We start from the raw sequence: 14,849 nt of genomic DNA, 5'->3' as shown, positions 1-14,849 counted from the left end.
CATGACTCATTCCATTGCATTCAATTTTGAAGACGGCGTCACCCGTTTCGTTGACGCCAATCCCGGCGAAACCGTGGCTGACGCCGCGTATCGCCAGGGCATCAACATCCCGCTGGACTGCCGCGACGGCGCCTGCGGCACCTGCAAATGCTTTGCCGAGGCCGGGCGTTACGATCTGGGCGAGGAATACATCGAAGACGCCCTGAGCAGTGACGAGGCCGAAAAAGGCTTTGTACTGACCTGCCAGATGCGCGCCCTCAGCGACTGCGTGGTGCGCGTGCCGGTGTCCTCGGACGTCTGCCGCACGCAAAAGGCCCACTACAGCGCGGCCATCAGCCAGGTGCGTCAGCTGTCGGACAGCACGATTGCGCTGTCAATCAAGGGCGATGCCCTGAGCAAACTGGCGTTCCTGCCGGGGCAATACGTCAACCTTGGCGTTCCCGGCAGCGAACAGACCCGCGCCTACTCGTTCAGCTCGTTGCAACGCGACGGTGAAGTCAGCTTCCTGATCCGCAACGTGCCGGGCGGGTTGATGAGCAGCTTTCTCACCGGTATCGCCAAGGCCGGCGACAGCATGAGCCTGGCTGGGCCGTTGGGCAGCTTTTACCTGCGCGATATCCAGCGTCCGTTGCTGTTGCTGGCCGGCGGTACGGGGCTGGCGCCGTTCACCGCCATGCTGGAAAAAATTGCCGAGCAGGGCAGTGAGTATCCGTTGCACTTGATCTACGGCGTGACCAACGATTTTGACCTGGTGGAACTGGACCGGCTGCAAGCCTTGGCCGCGCGGATCCCGAACTTCAGTTTCAGCTGCTGCGTGGCCAACCCGCAAAGCGCGCACCCGCTCAAGGGCTATGTGACCCAGCACATCGAACCCAAGCACTTGAACGACGGCGATGTCGACGTCTACCTCTGCGGCCCGCCGCCAATGGTTGAGGCCGTGAGCCAGTTCATTCGCGAGCAGGGCGTCTCGCCGAAAAATTTCTACTACGAAAAATTCGCGGCCAGTGCGGCTTGAAATGCGTAAACCCTGTGGGAGCGAGCCTGCTCGCGATAGCGATGGGTCAGTCAACATTGATGTTGAATTTACTGCCGTCATCGCGAGCAGGCTCGCTCCCACAAGGATTGCTGTGCTCTTACGCAAACTTGAGGGGTTGAAATGAACAGATTCCATGAAAAAGTCGCGCTGATTACCGGTGCGGCCCAAGGGATTGGCCGCCGTGTCGCCGAGCGTATGGCCGCCGAAGGTGCGCGGCTGATTCTGGTCGACCGTTCCGAACTGGTGTTTGAGCTGCAAGAGCAACTGGGACAATCCAGCGACGTGCTGACCCTCACCGCCGACCTCGAACAGTACACCGAATGCCAGCGCGTGATGACGGCGGCCATCGAGCGTTTCGGTCGTCTGGACATACTGGTCAACAATGTCGGCGGGACCATCTGGGCCAAGCCTTTCGAGCATTACGAAGAGCATCAGATCGAAGCGGAAGTCCGCCGTTCGCTGTTTCCGACGCTGTGGTGCTGCCACGCGGCGTTGCCGTTCATGCTGGAGCAGGGCAGTGGGGCCATCGTCAACGTGTCATCCGTTGCCACGCGCGGGGTCAATCGCGTGCCTTACGGTGCGGCCAAGGGCGGGGTCAATGCGCTCACCGCGTGCCTGGCGTTTGAAACTGCCGAGCGCGGTGTGCGGGTCAATGCCACGGCCCCTGGCGGCACTGAGGCACCACCACGGCGGATTCCGCGCAACAGCGCTGAGCAAAGCCCGCAGGAGAAGGTCTGGTATCAGCAGATTGTCGATCAAACCGTCGACAGCAGCCTGATGAAGCGCTACGGCACGATTGACGAGCAAGTCGGGGCGATCCTGTTTCTGGCCTCGGACGACGCAGCCTACATCACCGGGCTGGTGATGCCGGTCGGCGGCGGTGATCAGGGCTGAGATATCCCTTGTGGGAGCCAGCTCGCTCCCCCAGGGGTGGGCTGAGCGCATTCAAGCTCTGTGTTAACATCGCGCCCTTATGTAAACGCGACACAGAAGGGGTGAACAACGATGGCTCAGAGGATGGTGGTGCTCGACACCGAAACCACCGGCATGCCGGTGACCGACGGCCACCGGATTATCGAGATCGGTTGCGTCGAGTTGATCGGTCGACGCCTGACGGGCCGGCATTTCCACGTTTATTTGCAACCGGACCGGGAAAGTGACGAGGGCGCGATTGGCGTCCACGGCATCACCAACGAGTTCCTGGTGGGCAAGCCGCGTTTTGCTGAAGTGGCCGATGAGTTCTTCGAATTCATCAAGGGCGCGCAACTGATCATCCATAACGCGGCGTTCGACGTTGGCTTCATCAACAACGAATTCGCGCTGATGGGCCAGCAGGATCGGGCGGATATCACCCAGCATTGCTCGATCCTCGACACCCTGATGATGGCGCGGGAGCGTCACCCCGGCCAGCGCAATAGCCTCGATGCCTTGTGCAAACGCTATGGCGTCGACAACTCCGGCCGTGAACTGCACGGCGCCTTGCTCGACTCCGAGATTCTCGCTGACGTTTACCTGACCATGACCGGCGGCCAGACCAGTCTGTCGCTGGCTGGTAACGCATCCGACGGTAATGGTTCGGGCGAAGGTTCGGGCAATCAGGCGAGCGAGATCCGTCGCCTGCCGGCCGATCGCACGCCGGCACGGATTATCCGCGCCAGTGAAGCGGAGCTTGCCGAGCACGCCTCACGCCTTGAAGTGATCGCCAAGTCTGCCGGTGCCCCGGCGCTCTGGACCCAACTGGCCGAAGCCGAGGCACAAGCTTAACCACCGAACGTGAATAGTCCGGGCTCCTGTGGCGAGGGAGCTTGCTCCCGCTCGGCCGCGAAGCGGTCGTAATCCGGCAATCGCATTTCATCTGAATACTCGCGGTGCCTGATTTTAGGGTCGCTTCGCGACCCAACGGGAGCAAGCTCCCTCGCCACAGTATCGGGTGGGGCGTGACCTGTTTTGGGGCATCCTCTCGCCACACGGGCCGCAACCCTCTACCCTGAGTGTATTGGCAGACCACGGTCTGCTGCCTCAGGACGCCGAGCCCCATGTATAAAGACTTGAAGTTCCCGGTCCTAATTGTCCACCGCGACATCAAGGCCGACACAGTCGCCGGTGATCGCGTGCGCGGCATCGCCACGGAGCTTGCACAGGAAGGTTTCAGTGTCCTTTCGGCGGTGGATTACGCCGAAGGACGGTTGGTCGCTTCGACTCACCACGGCCTCGCGTGCATGTTGATTGCCGCCGAAGGCGCCGGGGAAAACACCCATCTTTTACAGAACATGGCCGAATTGATTCGTGTGGCCCGCGCCCGTGCGCCGAATTTGCCGATCTTCGCCCTGGGCGAGCAAGTCACCCTGGAAAACGCCCCGGCCGATGCCATGAGCGAACTGAACCAGTTGCGCGGCATCCTTTATTTGTTCGAAGACACCGTGCCGTTTCTGGCGCGCCAGGTTGCCCGGGCGGCGCGTAGCTACCTCGATGGCTTGCTGCCACCGTTTTTCAAGGCCTTGGTACAACACACCGCCGATTCCAACTATTCCTGGCACACCCCGGGGCATGGCGGGGGAGTGGCTTATCACAAGAGCCCGGTAGGGCAAGCGTTCCACCAGTTTTTTGGGGAAAATACCCTGCGTTCGGACCTGTCGGTCTCGGTGCCGGAACTCGGCTCGTTGCTGGACCACACCGGCCCGCTGGCGGAAGCCGAAGCCCGCGCGGCGCGTAATTTCGGCGCCGATCACACGTTTTTCGTGATCAATGGCACCTCGACGGCCAACAAGATCGTCTGGCAAGCCATGGTCGCGCGTGACGACCTGGTGCTGGTGGACCGCAACTGCCACAAATCGGTGTTGCACTCGATCATCATGACCGGGGCGATCCCGTTGTACCTGTGTCCGGAGCGCAATGAACTGGGGATCATCGGGACGATTCCGCTGAGCGAGTTCAGCCGTGAATCGATCCAGGCCAAGATTGATGCGAGCCCGTTGACCAAGGGTCGAGAGCCAAAGGTCAAGCTGGCGGTGCTGACCAACTCGACGTACGACGGCCTTTGCTACAACGCCGAGCTGATCAAGCAAACATTGGGCAACAGCGTCGAAGTATTGCACTTCGACGAAGCCTGGTACGCCTATGCAGCGTTTCACGAGTTCTTCGCCGGGCGCTACGGCATGGGCACTTTGCGCACTGAAGACAGCCCGCTGGTGTTCACCACCCATTCCACCCATAAACTGCTGGCGGCTTTCAGCCAGGCGTCGATGATTCACGTGCAGGATGGCGGCGCTCGGCAACTGGACCGCGACCGTTTCAATGAAGCGTTCATGATGCACATCTCCACCTCGCCGCAATACAGCATCATCGCCTCGCTGGACGTGGCGTCGGCGATGATGGAAGGCCCGGCCGGCCGTTCGCTGCTGCAGGAAATGTTCGATGAAGCGCTGAGTTTCCGCCGGGCGCTGGCCAACCTGCGCCAGCACATCGCCACCGACGACTGGTGGTTCTCGATCTGGCAGCCGCCGCTGGTGGAGGGGATCGACAGGGTCACGACCTCCGACTGGCTGTTGCAGCCCGAAGCCGACTGGCACGGCTTTGGCGACATTGCCGAAGATTACGTGCTGCTGGACCCGATCAAAGTGACGCTGGTGATGCCGGGGCTGACGGCCGGTGGCGCGCTGAGCGAGCGGGGGATTCCGGCGGCAGTGGTCAGCAAGTTCCTCTGGGAGCGCGGGTTGGTGGTTGAGAAAACCGGTCTATATTCATTCCTGGTGCTGTTTTCCATGGGCATTACCAAGGGCAAGTGGAGCACCTTGCTTACCGAGTTGCTCGAATTCAAACGCAGCTACGACGCCAACGTCAGCCTGGCGGCGTGCCTGCCGTGTGTCGCGCAACGAGACGTGGCGCGTTACCAGGGCATGGGGCTGCGCGACCTGTGTGATCAATTGCATGCCTGCTACCGCAGCAATGCCACCGCCAAGCACCTTAAACGGATGTACACGGTACTCCCGGAAATCGTCATGAAGCCGGCCGACGCCTATGATCAATTGGTCCGTGGCGAGGTCGAGGCAGTGTCGATCGACAATTTGCAGGGGCGAATCGCTGCGGTGATGCTGGTGCCGTACCCGCCGGGGATTCCGCTGATCATGCCCGGCGAACGCTTTACCGAGTCGACGCGCTCGATCATCGATTACCTGGCGTTTGCCCGCACATTCAACAGCAGCTTCCCGGGCTTCGTCGCCGATGTGCACGGCCTGCAGCATGAAGACGAGGGTAATGGGCGGTGTTACACCGTCGATTGCATAAAAACTTGAGGACTTTTCCGAGTATGCAGCCGGTCATCAACCCCAAGTATCCGGGTTTGGCGGTACGTGTCGCCGATCAGGGATTCGCGGCGTATATCTGGGGCAGTGACTTCAGTTTCGAGGTCTGGGCGTACGCGGCCGCCGAGCTCAATCAGCCGGTGGATCAGTGGCCGCTGGAAACCATCACGCCCTACCGCAAGTGTTATGGCATTGACCCGGAGGAGTTCGCCAGTTACCGGAACGCGGTCGACAGTGCGATTTTCATGGCGTTTCTCGACGATCACCCGGTGGGGCACATCGTGATCAGCACTAACTGGAACGGCTTTGCCCATATCGACGAGCTGGCAGTGCACGCCCCGGCGCGCCGCCACGGAGTGGCGAAGGCGTTGCTGGATGTCGCGCAGTTCTGGAGTTGCAAGAAGAAACTGCCGGGCATCATGCTGGAAACCCAGAATAACAACCTGGGTGCCTGTCGGCTGTACGAGCGTTGCGGCTATGTCATGGGGGGCATCGATCACCTGCGTTATCGCGGCATCGACCCGCACACTGCTGAGGTGGCGTTGTTCTGGTATCGATTGTTCGATAACCCGTTGGACGGTCCGGTCAGCCCGCCAGCATCGCCTCGGCTTGTTCCTTGATGATATCCAGTAAGGCCTGGGTTGCAGGCGCTATCGCGGTATTGTTCAGGGTCAAGGCGTAAAGGCTGATCGGAACGGCCGGCGAGAGCGGGCAAACGTCCAGTCCGCTGGTCTTGGCGCCGATCGCGGTAAACGGATCGACAATGGCCAGGCCTTCACCGGCCTCGACCATGCTGCGCATCATCTGATGGGTCTGAACCCGGGTTTGCACCACCGGTGCCGGGCGCAAAGCCTGCAGTTTGCTCTCGAACATCACGCTGAGCGGGTCGTGCCCTTCGAGCCCGACCATCGACTGGCCGGCCAGGTCCTGCACGGAAATGTATTTTTGCTTGGGTTGCAGCCAGCCATGAGGCGCCAGGAGCTGGAGCTTGCCTTGGGCAATGATCTGACACTGAATGTCGGGGTGGTCAGGGTCGTGCAGGCTCAAGCCGAGATCGCTTTCACGCAGCAGCAGGCTTCTGACGATGTCACGCGTGGGCTGGCTGAGCAGCGAGCAGGGCGCATCCGGGAAGCGTCGACGCAAGGTGGCAATGCCCTGTGGCAACAATTGCTGCGCCAAGGGGGGCGTGCAAATGATTCGCAACGGCGGCGCCAGGTATTGTTTGAGGCTGTTGGCCAGCCGCTGCACCGGTTCGAGCGCGTCAAAGACATGGGCAATCTCGACCTGCAACTCCCGTGCCTCACGGGTAGCCTGCAAACGCCCGCGTACGCTGGCAAACAGCATGAAGCCGAGCTGTTCCTCGGCTTCGCGCAGAATCCCCTCGACCTCGGCCACCTGCAATTGCAGCATCTCGGCAGCGGTGCCCAGATGACCGGTTTGCAAGAGCGCCTGGATCACTTCGATATGACGTAAACGCATGCGTGAAGTCCATGTTCAGCAGGTGAGGGGGTCAGTGACTGAATCCTAACCCAAGTCCGTGCCTATGACTTCAGCTCATAACGGAGGCTTATGAGGCGACGTTTGGTTCAGGCTCGCGGGTGATGGTGACACCCGATTGCACCAATACAAATTCGTTGTCATCAAGTTTGTTGATGCGATCGCCAATCGCCAGTTTATAGGTGGTGACAGGCGCAAGGCCGGCGATACCGTCCTGTGACGGGGTGGATTCCTGGAACTCATGCACTGAATAAACACGGCCTTCCGCATCTCTTGCATGGAATTGTCCGACGAGTACTGCTGCCATCTGCTTAGAACCTCTGGAGATAAGTCACTCAATTTGCGGTTCTGTAGACCGTCGATAAGCTTGGTAAGTTTTCCTACAGGAAAAAAATAGTATTTAACTGCCATTCCGCGACACGGAGCACGTTAAGTGCTACCGAATCATCTATAACTACAGGCTCCTTTAGCCAGATAGTCGGGGATTCCCAATGAGCAAGGTCTATACGATTGCTGTCCTGGTTGGCAGCTTGAGAAAACAGTCGATCAACCGCAAAGTCGCGCTGGCGCTGGCTGAACTGGCTCCGGCAAACCTCAGGCTGAACATCGTCGAGATTGGCGACCTACCGCTCTACAACGAAGACATCGACGTAACACCGCCGGCAGCCTACAGCACTTTCCGTGAACAGGTGAGGTCATCCGACGCGGTGTTGTTTGTGACGCCGGAATATAACCGCTCGGTGCCTGCTCCCCTGAAGAACGCCATTGACGTCGGTTCCCGGCCTTATGGCAAGAGTGCCTGGGGCGGTAAACCGGGGGCGGTGATCAGCGCTTCGCCCGGCGCTATCGGTGGTTTTGGCGCTAATCACCATTTGCGTCAATCCATGGTGTTTCTCAATGTGCCTTGCATGCAGCAACCGGAAGCCTACCTGAGCAACGCCGGTACGGCGTTCGACGAGTCTGGCAAGGTGTCCGAGTCGGTCCGGCCGTTTTTGCAGAGTTTCATCAATGCCTACGCCGAGTGGGTCGAGCAATTCAAAAAGGATTGATCGATCGGGAGCCAGCGCTTGCGCTCAGGAAGCGCTGGCCAGTCGACTGATGATCGAACCATTGAAACGTGGGCAGCCACATGACAGGGAGTCTGAACAATGCAAAGCCTGGACACAGTCACACGGCTGATCACCCGTAAAAACGCCATCGACCAGAGTCGTGTCGAGTGTGAGCGGCGCAGCCTGATTCCTGCGGCTGGCGACGTGATCCTGAAGATCGATCGCTGCGCGCTGACCACCAATAACGTCACCTACGCAGCCTATGGCGACTCGATGCATTACTGGGAGTTTTTCCCGACGGGACAGGCACAATGGGGCCACATCCCGGTCTGGGGGTTTGCCGATGTGCTTGCCTCTACAGTTGAAGGCATTACGCTCGGAGAGCGCTTTTACGGGTACTTTCCACTGGCCAGCCATCTTTGGGTGCATCCAGAGCGGGTGACCGAACGCGGTTTTTATGACGCCGCCCCGCACCGTCAAACACTGAACTCGGTTTACAACCAGTACACCCGTTGCAGTTGGGATCGGTACTACAGCCCAGCGAATGAAAACCTGCAAATGCTGCTTAATCCGCTGTTTTTGACGTCATTGATGTTGGCGGACTTCCTTCAGAACAATCAACTCTTCGGTGCGACGCGCGTGGTGTTCTCCAGCGCTTCGAGCAAAACTGCTTTCGGCACCGCTATTTGCCTGGAGGACCAGTCGAATCTGGAGCGCGTGGCACTGACATCGGACGGGAACAAGGCGTTTGTTGAGCATCTAGGGTGTTACGAACGCACGCTCGGGTACGCCGAGTTGGCGTCGCTGTCCGCTGACCGTCCGACCTTGTACGTGGATTTCTCTGGCCGTCCGGATTTACGCGATCAGGTGCATCAGCATTTCGCCGGGCAATTGGTATACAGCTGCGCTGTAGGTTCTATCCAGAACATGGATGAGGCGCAGTTGGGCGCTATAACAGGGCCGCAGCCGGCGTTTTTCTTCGCGCCGATCCAGATTCGCAAACGCAATGCCGAATGGGGCGCGCAGCGGCTTGTCGAGTACATCGGTGAGGGCGGGCAGAAGTTTCATCGGCGAGTGACGGCACCGGCCAATCCATTGCTCAGGGTGGTGGAAAGTGATGGGCTTGAAGCGGCGAAAACGGTGATTTCGCGGCTGTCTCACGGGCAGATCGCGCCGATCGAGGGGCATGTGATCCGTTTGTAATTCCAGAACCTCACAACTGACCGTAGCAGCTGGCGCAGCCTGCGCCAGCTGCTACGGATGCGTGCGATGTGGTTTATTCGCTTTACCCTATATTCGAAGTTCCATATATTCGCGCTTCGTTTGTTCAGGCGCATTCACTTCCATGTCCGATTCCTGCAATCCCGTCGATGTGTTCAAGGCATTGGCCGATGACACCCGCAGTCGTATCGCGTTGCTCATCGCCAAAGAGGGTGAGCTGTGTGTGTGCGAGCTGACGGCGGCGCTGGACCTGAGCCAACCCAAAATCTCCCGTCACCTGGCGCAATTGCGCAGTCATGGTTTGCTGGCGGACCGCCGTCAGGGGCAATGGGTTTTCTATCGCCTGCACCCGCAATTATCCCCGTGGGTCGTGACGTTGTTGCACGGCGCGCTGGCAGCCAACGGTGTATGGCTTGGCGCTGATGTCGCGCGACTACAGGCGATGGATGACCGTCCGGTCCGTTGTTGCTGATTTTCCCTGCATCTTTTTAACCTTTGCTCAAGGCTGTTTCGCATGCTGATCGCATCGTTGATTTTCCTCCAGACCATTACCCTGGTGATCTGGCAACCCAAAGGCCTCGGCGTCGGCTGGAGTGCGGTGCTGGGGGCCGTGTTGGCGCTGCTCTGCGGGGTGGTGCAGGTCAGCGACATTCCGCTGGTATGGGAGATCATCTGGAACGCCACCGGAACGTTTGTGGCGCTGATCATCATCAGCCTGCTGCTGGATGAAGCAGGTTTCTTTGCCTGGGCGGCGTTGCATGTGGCTCGCTGGGGGCACGGCAACGGGCGCAAGCTATTCGCTTACATGATTTTGCTCGGGGCGCTGGTCTCGGCCTTGTTCGCCAATGATGGCGCGGCGTTGATCCTCACGCCCATCGTGATTTCGATGCTGCTGGCCTTGCGGTTTTCTCCGGCGGCGACGCTGGCGTTCGTGATGGGCGCCGGGTTCATCGCCGATACCGCGAGCCTGCCGCTGGTGGTATCGAACCTGGTGAACATCGTCTCCGCGGACTTCTTCCACATTGGGTTCAACCGTTATGCAGCGGTCATGGTGCCGGTCAACCTGGTGGCGGTCGCGGCGACGCTTGCGGTGTTGCTGTGGTTCTTCCGACGGGACGTTCCTGCCGATTACGACCTGGATCAACTGGAAGACCCGAAGACCGCGATTCACGACAAGGCAACCTTCGTTGCCGGTTGGTGTGTGCTGGTGATTTTGCTGCTGGGCTGTTTTGCGCTGGAGCCGTTGGGGATTCCCATCAGCGCGATCTCTGCGGTATGCGCGGCATTGCTGTTGGCCATTGCCGCCCGAGGGCACAGGATTTCCACGCGCAAGGTGATGAAAGAGGCCCCGTGGCACATCGTGATTTTCTCCCTGGGCATGTACCTGGTGGTTTACGGCTTGCGTAATGCCGGGTTGACCACGTACCTGGCCGGTTGGCTGGACGTGTTCGCAGACTACGGCGTGTGGGGCGCGGCCATGGGCACCGGGCTGCTGACCGCGCTGTTGTCGTCGATGATGAACAACCTGCCGACGGTGTTGATCGGTGCGTTGTCGATCGATGCCAGCCAGGCCACCGGGGTGGTGAAAGAGGCAATGATCTACGCCAACGTGATCGGCAGCGACCTGGGACCGAAGATCACCCCGATCGGTAGCCTCGCGACCTTGCTTTGGCTGCACGTGCTGGCGCGCAAGAATATTCAAATTGGCTGGGGGTATTACTTCAAGGTCGGGATCGTGCTGACGGTGCCGGTGTTGCTGGTGACCCTGGCGGCGTTGGCGTTGCGCCTGTCTATCTAGACCGTGTCGGCCTCATCGCGAGCAGGCTCGCTCCCACAGGGGTACGCGTTCCAAATGTGGGAGCGAGCCTGCTCGCGATAGGGCCGGTCAGACGCCACAAGGCTCAACCCTGGCCCGGCACGTTCGGCCACAAATCCGCCACCAGAAACAACCGCTCGGCTTCTTCCCAGTCACCGTCGTTGTTTTCAGTCAGGCGTACCAGCAACTGCGCAGGCGCCTGCGGGTCGAGTCCGCTCAGCCAGGTCTCCAGTTGGGTGCGGTCCCAGGTGTGCTCGGCAAGATAATGGGCGGGCGCGAGCCAGGCGTGCCGTGGCAAGGGTTGCCAGCGACCGGGTGGGCTCTGGGCGATGAAGTGTGCCCAGTCTCGCTGATGCAGCCAGCGTCCCTTGAGGTGTTGCGGATGGGCGCAGTCGGGTGACTGGGTTTGGCCCGGCCATGGGTACAGCAGATAACCGCCCAGCCACAAGTGTGCGCTGAACCGCAGGATATCCAGCGCGGCCAACGCATCACGGCTTTCGGAACGCGCGGAGATCGGCAGTTGATGGTGGGTCAGGTGCGCCAGCTTGCGGTCCAGTCGGTCATGGCAGCCCGGTCCGAGCCACTGGGCCGTGTCGTGGCCTTCGCCGTTCTGGGGGCCCAGATACAATTTGATCGCCAGTTCCAGGTGATGCACGCCGTCGCGGTCTCGCAGCAGCATGTCCAGCTCGCCCAGCGTGTGGCCGTCGCGGCGAATCGGCAGGTTGGCGGCAATCAGCTCGACCCCCGGCGCATGCTGCACGGCAAACTGCCAGAGGCGTTCGTAATACAGGCCCAGGCGACGAGTCGGGCCGAGCGCCAGCCAACGCTGCAGCTCACGGCTGTCCTGATCGAGCTGAAGCAGCCAGTGTTGCAGTCGTTCGGGGGCTTGTACCCAATCGCTGCCGGCCAGTGGATGACGTTGTGGCCAGGGTGTTTCGCTGAGCATCGGTGGCGCGAGGATGACCCAGGCCAGGTCGCGCACTTCGGGATGGCGCAACTGACGAGGTAAAGTCAGCAACTCGGGAAATAAGGTCATCTTGCGAGCATAGCGCTTTGGCTCGCGGCTGAAAGGATTTTGTCTACGGCGCGCTTTCGCCCATAATCGTGTTTTTCGCCGTCGCAGACCAAGCGTCAACAGATCCTGACTAGGAGCCCCATGGAGCAATTTCGCAATATCGGCATCATCGGTCGCCTGGGCAGTTCACAGGTGCTGGATACCGTTCGCCGACTGAAAAGATTCCTGCTTGACCGGCACTTGCACGTGATACTCGAGGACACCATCGCCGAAGTCCTGCCTGGCCATGGCCTGCAAACCTCATCGCGCAAGATGCTCGGCGAAGTCTGTGACATGGTGATTGTGGTGGGCGGTGACGGCAGCCTGCTGGGCGCCGCTCGGGCATTGGCGCGGCACAACATTCCGGTGCTGGGGATCAACCGTGGCAACCTGGGCTTTCTGACCGACATCCGCCCGGATGAACTGGAAGTCAAGGTCGCCGAAGTGCTCGACGGGCACTATCTGGTCGAAAACCGCTTCCTGTTGCAGGCCGAGGTTCGCCGTCATGCCGAGGCCATCGGCCAGGGCGATGCACTGAACGACGTGGTGCTGCACCCCGGCAAGTCGACGCGGATGATCGAGTTCGAGCTGTACATCGACGGCCAGTTCGTCTGCAGCCAAAAAGCCGACGGCCTGATCGTCGCCACACCCACCGGTTCCACGGCCTATGCGCTGTCGGCAGGTGGCCCGATCATGCATCCCAAGCTCGATGCCATTGTGATTGTGCCGATGTACCCCCATACCTTGTCAGGAAGGCCGATTGTGGTCGATGGCAACAGCGAGCTGAAAATCGTCGTGTCGAAGGATATGCAGATTTACCCGCAAGTCTCCTGTGATGGGCAAAACCACTTCACCTGCGCCCCCGGCGATACCATCACGGTGAGCAAGAAAGCCCAGAAACTGCGGTTGATTCATCCGCTGGACCACAACTACTACGAAGTCTGCCGGACGAAGCTGGGCTGGGGCAGCCGGTTGGGCGGTGGAGGCGACTGATGCTCGATCCCGCGCGTAGCTACGACCTGATCGGTGACGTGCACGGTTGCGCTCATACCCTTGAGCATTTGCTGGACCGACTCGGGTATCACAAGCAAGCTGGCGTCTGGCGCCATCCGTCACGCATGGCCGTGTTTCTCGGTGACATCATCGACCGCGGCCCGCGGATTCGCGAAGCGCTGCACATCGTTCACGATATGGTCGAGGCCGGTCAGGCGCTGTGCATCATGGGCAACCATGAATTCAACGCGCTCGGCTGGAGCACGCCGGCACCGCCCGGCAGCGGTAAACAGTATGTGCGTGAACACACGCCTCGGCATGCGCGCCTGCTACAAGAAACCCTGACTCAATTTGCCGATCACCCGGAGGACTGGCACGACTTTCTTGCCTGGTTCTACGAGATGCCACTGTTCGTTGACGCCGGACGCTTCCGGGTCGTCCACGCCTGCTGGGACGGTGGCCTGATCGACGTGCTGCGTGCGCAGTATTCCGATGGCTGCATCGATGAGCACTTCGTCCAGGCAGCGGCGGTTTCCGGCAGTTTCGCCTGCATGGCCTTCGACCGCTTGCTGCGCGGCACTGACATGCGCCTGCCGCACGGCTTGACCATGACCAGCGGCGACGGTCTGACGCGTTCGTTCTTCCGCACCAAATTCTGGGAAGACAACCCGCAAACCTACGGCGACATTGTGTTCCAGCCAGATGCCTTGCCCGAGTCCGTGGCGCGCACGCCGCTGTCGCCGGTTGAAAAAGATAACCTGTTGCGCTACGGCATCGACGAACCGATGTTGTTCGTCGGGCACTACTGGCGCAGCGGCAAACCGGCGCCGATCCGCCCGAACCTGGCCTGCCTGGATTACAGCGCGGTGTTGTACGGCAAGCTGGTTGCCTATCGGCTGGATCAGGAAACCCGTCTCGATCCACACAAGTTTGTCTGGGTCGATGTTGAACGGCCAGAGGTATTGAGATGAGTGTTGTGGCTGTTTTACGTCTGCCGCTGGCGGTGGACCTCAGTGGGTTCGTCAAATTGCTGCAACGCATGCACGTGCCGCATCGGGTCAGCGAAGAAGCCGGTGAACAGGTGCTGTGGGTGCCGGACGCGATCAGCGAAGACGTTCGCTCGCTGTACGAACGGTTTCCCGCGGGCGATCCCGAGCATCAACTGGATATCCCGGCTGCACAAGCGCATATCCAGCGTCCGGGGTTCGTCGAGCAACTGCGCCACAGCCCGGTGACGGCGCTGATTCTGCTGCTGAGCATGATCGTCGGCGCGGTGACATTGCTCGGCGAGAATCTCGACACGATGCGCTGGCTGACGTTCCTCGATTTTCGTGTGGTGGGCGAGTACATCCACTTCACGCCGTTGGCCGACAGTCTGGCAGCGGGGCAGTGGTGGCGTCTGGTGACGCCGATGCTGATCCACTTCGGCGTTCTGCACCTGGCCATGAACGGCATGTGGTACTGGGAACTGGGGCGGCGCATCGAGTCGCGTCAGGGCAGTATCAACCTGCTGGGGCTGACGTTGCTGTTCAGCCTGGTGTCGAACTACGCCCAATACTATTACGGCGGCGCGACCTTGTTCGGCGGCCTGTCCGGGGTGCTTTACGGCCTGCTCGGGCATTGCTGGATCTACCAGTTGCTGTCGCCGAACCCGGCGTATCGCCTGCCTCGCGGGGTGTTGGTGATGATGCTGGTGTGGCTGCTGCTGTGTATGTCGGGGCTGATCTCGATGATCGGCTTCGGCGAAATTGCCAATGCGGCGCATGTCGGCGGGTTACTCGTCGGATGCCTCACCGGTTTGTTGGGCGGCTTGTACAGTCGCCGTAGACTCTCTGTCCAATAAACTGCCGTCTAAATTGTGCTGTGAATAACGAGCGCGGAG

Annotated in this window: 15 protein-coding genes; 12 read left to right on the top strand and 3 right to left on the bottom strand. The window is 60.3% G+C overall.

Annotation, left to right across the window (positions count from 1 at the left end):
* The first annotated feature begins 1 nt into the window (after nucleotide 1).
* From benC to AC1DIH_RS05980, 5 genes are all read left to right on the top strand, one after another.
* On the top strand, nucleotides 2-1,015 hold the full coding sequence (gene benC / locus AC1DIH_RS06000) for a benzoate 1,2-dioxygenase electron transfer component BenC (RefSeq protein ID WP_477770987.1): 1,014 nt from the start codon (nucleotides 2-4) through the stop codon (nucleotides 1,013-1,015).
* Between the two features lie 141 nt (nucleotides 1,016-1,156).
* A complete protein-coding gene (locus tag AC1DIH_RS05995) occupies nucleotides 1,157-1,930 on the top strand; it encodes a 1,6-dihydroxycyclohexa-2,4-diene-1-carboxylate dehydrogenase (RefSeq protein ID WP_477770986.1) in 774 nt (257 codons plus the stop codon).
* 111 nt (nucleotides 1,931-2,041) lie between these two features.
* Nucleotides 2,042-2,800 carry a DNA polymerase III subunit epsilon gene (dnaQ, locus tag AC1DIH_RS05990; protein ID WP_145016520.1) on the top strand — a complete coding sequence of 253 codons (759 nt, stop codon included), beginning with the start codon at nucleotides 2,042-2,044 and terminating at the stop codon, nucleotides 2,798-2,800.
* Between the two features lie 272 nt (nucleotides 2,801-3,072).
* The gene (locus AC1DIH_RS05985; RefSeq protein ID WP_477770985.1) at nucleotides 3,073-5,328 is read left to right on the top strand and encodes an Orn/Lys/Arg family decarboxylase; all 2,256 of its coding nucleotides are present in this window, start codon (nucleotides 3,073-3,075) and stop codon (nucleotides 5,326-5,328) included.
* Between the two features lie 14 nt (nucleotides 5,329-5,342).
* Complete coding sequence (locus AC1DIH_RS05980; RefSeq protein WP_477770984.1) at nucleotides 5,343-5,957, top strand: GNAT family N-acetyltransferase; 615 nt, start codon at nucleotides 5,343-5,345, stop codon at nucleotides 5,955-5,957.
* Here the strand turns inward: AC1DIH_RS05980 and AC1DIH_RS05975 are convergent.
* Both AC1DIH_RS05975 and AC1DIH_RS05970 read right to left on the bottom strand, forming a co-directional pair.
* Complete coding sequence (locus AC1DIH_RS05975) at nucleotides 5,923-6,816, bottom strand: LysR substrate-binding domain-containing protein (RefSeq protein ID WP_477770983.1); 894 nt, start codon at nucleotides 6,814-6,816, stop codon at nucleotides 5,923-5,925. The two genes, AC1DIH_RS05980 and AC1DIH_RS05975, sit on opposite strands and share 35 nt — an antisense overlap.
* An 88-nt stretch (nucleotides 6,817-6,904) precedes the next feature.
* Nucleotides 6,905-7,141 carry a hypothetical protein gene (locus AC1DIH_RS05970; protein ID WP_477770982.1) on the bottom strand — a complete coding sequence of 79 codons (237 nt, stop codon included), beginning with the start codon at nucleotides 7,139-7,141 and terminating at the stop codon, nucleotides 6,905-6,907.
* A 184-nt stretch (nucleotides 7,142-7,325) separates the two neighbouring features.
* Between AC1DIH_RS05970 and AC1DIH_RS05965 the strand changes: the two genes are divergently transcribed.
* From AC1DIH_RS05965 to AC1DIH_RS05950, 4 genes are all read left to right on the top strand, one after another.
* The gene (locus AC1DIH_RS05965; RefSeq protein WP_427533675.1) at nucleotides 7,326-7,883 is read left to right on the top strand and encodes an NADPH-dependent FMN reductase; all 558 of its coding nucleotides are present in this window, start codon (nucleotides 7,326-7,328) and stop codon (nucleotides 7,881-7,883) included.
* A gap of 99 nt (nucleotides 7,884-7,982) precedes the next feature.
* The gene (locus AC1DIH_RS05960) at nucleotides 7,983-9,086 is read left to right on the top strand and encodes a DUF2855 family protein (protein WP_477770981.1); all 1,104 of its coding nucleotides are present in this window, start codon (nucleotides 7,983-7,985) and stop codon (nucleotides 9,084-9,086) included.
* Between the two features lie 142 nt (nucleotides 9,087-9,228).
* Nucleotides 9,229-9,576 carry a metalloregulator ArsR/SmtB family transcription factor gene (locus AC1DIH_RS05955; RefSeq protein ID WP_429538711.1) on the top strand — a complete coding sequence of 116 codons (348 nt, stop codon included), beginning with the start codon at nucleotides 9,229-9,231 and terminating at the stop codon, nucleotides 9,574-9,576.
* A 42-nt stretch (nucleotides 9,577-9,618) separates the two neighbouring features.
* On the top strand, nucleotides 9,619-10,902 hold the full coding sequence (locus AC1DIH_RS05950) for an arsenic transporter (RefSeq protein ID WP_477770980.1): 1,284 nt from the start codon (nucleotides 9,619-9,621) through the stop codon (nucleotides 10,900-10,902).
* Between the two features lie 103 nt (nucleotides 10,903-11,005).
* Here the strand turns inward: AC1DIH_RS05950 and AC1DIH_RS05945 are convergent, their stop codons facing one another.
* Nucleotides 11,006-11,956, bottom strand: coding sequence for a DUF1853 family protein (locus AC1DIH_RS05945; protein WP_477770979.1), 951 nt, complete (start codon nucleotides 11,954-11,956; stop codon nucleotides 11,006-11,008).
* 120 nt (nucleotides 11,957-12,076) lie between these two features.
* On the opposite strand from AC1DIH_RS05945, the gene AC1DIH_RS05940 reads away from it, so the two are divergent.
* From AC1DIH_RS05940 to AC1DIH_RS05930, 3 genes are read left to right on the top strand one after another with little or no spacing between them, the layout of a single operon-like run.
* Nucleotides 12,077-12,967: an NAD(+) kinase gene (locus tag AC1DIH_RS05940; protein ID WP_019690613.1), complete on the top strand. Its 891-nt coding sequence runs from the start codon at nucleotides 12,077-12,079 to the stop codon at nucleotides 12,965-12,967.
* A complete protein-coding gene (locus tag AC1DIH_RS05935; RefSeq protein ID WP_477771084.1) occupies nucleotides 12,964-13,938 on the top strand; it encodes a metallophosphoesterase in 975 nt (324 codons plus the stop codon). Before AC1DIH_RS05940 ends, AC1DIH_RS05935 begins: the two co-directional genes overlap by 4 nt.
* Nucleotides 13,935-14,810 (top strand): rhomboid family intramembrane serine protease, encoded by an 876-nt coding sequence (locus tag AC1DIH_RS05930; RefSeq protein ID WP_477770978.1) that lies wholly within the window; start codon nucleotides 13,935-13,937, stop codon nucleotides 14,808-14,810. The genes AC1DIH_RS05935 and AC1DIH_RS05930 overlap by 4 nt, the downstream gene beginning before the upstream one ends.
* The last annotated feature ends 39 nt before the right edge of the window (nucleotides 14,811-14,849 follow it).

It is taken from the genome of Pseudomonas sp. 05N36 (assembly GCF_056397385.1).
The sequence above is the reverse complement of the archived record's forward strand: the minus strand, read 5'-3'. Positions and strand labels throughout refer to the sequence as shown.